Here is a 1,745-nt window from a genome sequence, read left to right as displayed (position 1 = left end):
GCCGGAGTTGGCCAGCTCGAGGGTCGCCTCCGCCCGGCGCACCAACTGCGCGTCGAGGGCGGTCAGGGCGCCCTCGACGCGCCCGTGCAGCCGGTCGAGCCGGGCCGCGCTGTAGGACAGATACCACGCGATGAGGGCACACACGGCGAAGACCACGACGACCACGCTGAGGGTGTCCATCAGTCACCTCCGATCGACCGGCCACCGCGCAACAACCGCGACCAGCGCGAATCGGAGTCGCGGTCGGTCCGGACCCGAGGGCGCGCAGCGGCGCTCACGACCGTCTCGTAGACCGCCACGATGTCCGCCGCGACCACCGACCAGTCGAAGATCTCGGCACGCGACCTGCCCACTGCCGCGACCGAGCGGCGGCGGCCGGCATCCCGCAGCAGCGCCATGACCTGGCCCGCCAGGTCGTCCGCATCCTCGTTCGTGAAGGTGACACCTGCCCGCCCCTCGTCGAGGACGCGCAAAAACGCAGGGATGTCGCTCGCGATGACGGCCGCACCGGCACTCATCGCCTCGATCAGGATGATGCCGAAGCTCTCGCCTCCGGTGTTGGGCGCCACGTAGAGGTCCACCGACGAGAGCAGCCGCGCCTTGTCGTCGTCGCTGACCGCCCCGAGGAACTCGCAGGCGTCCGCCACCTGCGGATCCATGTGGTCCCGGACCTCGTCGGGGTCGCCGGGTCCGGCGACGAGCAGGCGCACCCCCGGGAGCTCGCGCAGCACCGCCGGGAGCGCCCGGGCCAGGACGGGCAGGCCCTTGCGCGATTCCTCCATCCGCCCCAGGAACGCCAGGGTGGGGCGGTCGGGAGTTCCCTGCCACTCGGGGCGCGGGCGCGCGGAGGCGAACGTGTCGACATACACGCCGTTGGGGATGACCACGGCGTCTCCACCCAGGTGCGTGGTGACGGTGCGGCGCGCCTCCTCCGACACGGCGATGCGGCCGGCGATCTTCTCCATGCTGGGGCGCAGCAGCGGGTGAGCGGCCTGCATGGCCCGCGAGCGAAGCATCGAGCTGTGGAAGGTCGCGACGATGGGCCCCTCGGCCGCCCACAAGGCGAGGAGGGAGACGCTCGGGCTCGCGGGCTCGTGCAGGTGCACCACGTCGAAGCGGCCCCGCTCGATCCACCGCCCCACCCGGCCCGCGGTCACCGGCCCGAAGGCGAGGCGTGCCACCGACCCGTTGAAGCGCACCGGGACCGCGCGACCGGCGCTCACGACATACGGCGCCAGCGGTGTGTCCTCGTCGGACGGGGCGAGGACGCTGACCTCGTGACCGAGCCGCAGCAGTTGCTCGGCCAGGTCGCGGACGTGCAGCTGCACCCCGCCCGGCACGTCGAAGGAGTAGGGACTGACGATGCCGATCCTCATCGGATCCGCGCCTGGTCGAGATCGTCGACGAACACGGCCTGCATCATGTGCCAGTCCTGCGTGTGCTCGCGGATCGTCGTGCTGAGCGCGTCCGCGCACTGCTGGGTCATCGCACGGACCTTCTCGCGGGTCGTGCCCTCTCCCGGCACGAGCACGCGGTCGTGCCACGTGACGACGATCCGCCAGCCGGCCGTGGCCGTGTGCCGCCGGTCGGCGTGACGCTCGTAGTGGACCGTCACGGGGAAGAGCACCGCGCCGGTGGTCACCGCGAGCGCGGCAGGACCCACGGCCATGCGGGCCCGGCTGCCGCAGAGGTCGACCTCGACGCCGCCACGGGTGAGGTCGCGGTCGGCGAGCAGCGGCACGAAC

Annotated in this window: 2 protein-coding genes and 1 pseudogene; all 3 read right to left on the bottom strand. The window is 72.4% G+C overall.

Annotation, left to right across the window (positions count from 1 at the left end):
- Positions 1-180: pseudogene (locus tag FRW57_RS21260) on the bottom strand (hypothetical protein); the annotation flags it as partial.
- Entirely contained in the window at positions 180-1,376 is a 1,197-nt protein-coding gene (locus tag FRW57_RS21255) for a glycosyltransferase family 4 protein (protein ID WP_152187003.1), read from the bottom strand. The pseudogene FRW57_RS21260 and the gene FRW57_RS21255, both read right to left, overlap by 1 nt.
- The coding region (locus FRW57_RS21250; protein ID WP_476748665.1) for an LpxL/LpxP family acyltransferase at positions 1,373-1,745 on the bottom strand (373 nt) is incomplete at its 5' end. The genes FRW57_RS21250 and FRW57_RS21255, both read right to left, overlap by 4 nt.

Source organism: Segeticoccus rhizosphaerae, from assembly GCF_009192725.1.
Lineage (GTDB): Bacteria > Actinomycetota > Actinomycetes > Actinomycetales > Dermatophilaceae > Segeticoccus > Segeticoccus rhizosphaerae.
The sequence above is the reverse complement of the archived record's forward strand: the minus strand, read 5'-3'. Positions and strand labels throughout refer to the sequence as shown.

What these genes read in the sequence shown, in the direction of transcription:
- FRW57_RS21255 (WP_152187003.1), bottom strand. Translation starts at nt 1,376, where the DNA reads ATGAGGATCGGCATCGTCAGTCCCTACTCCTTCGACGTGCCGGGCGGG.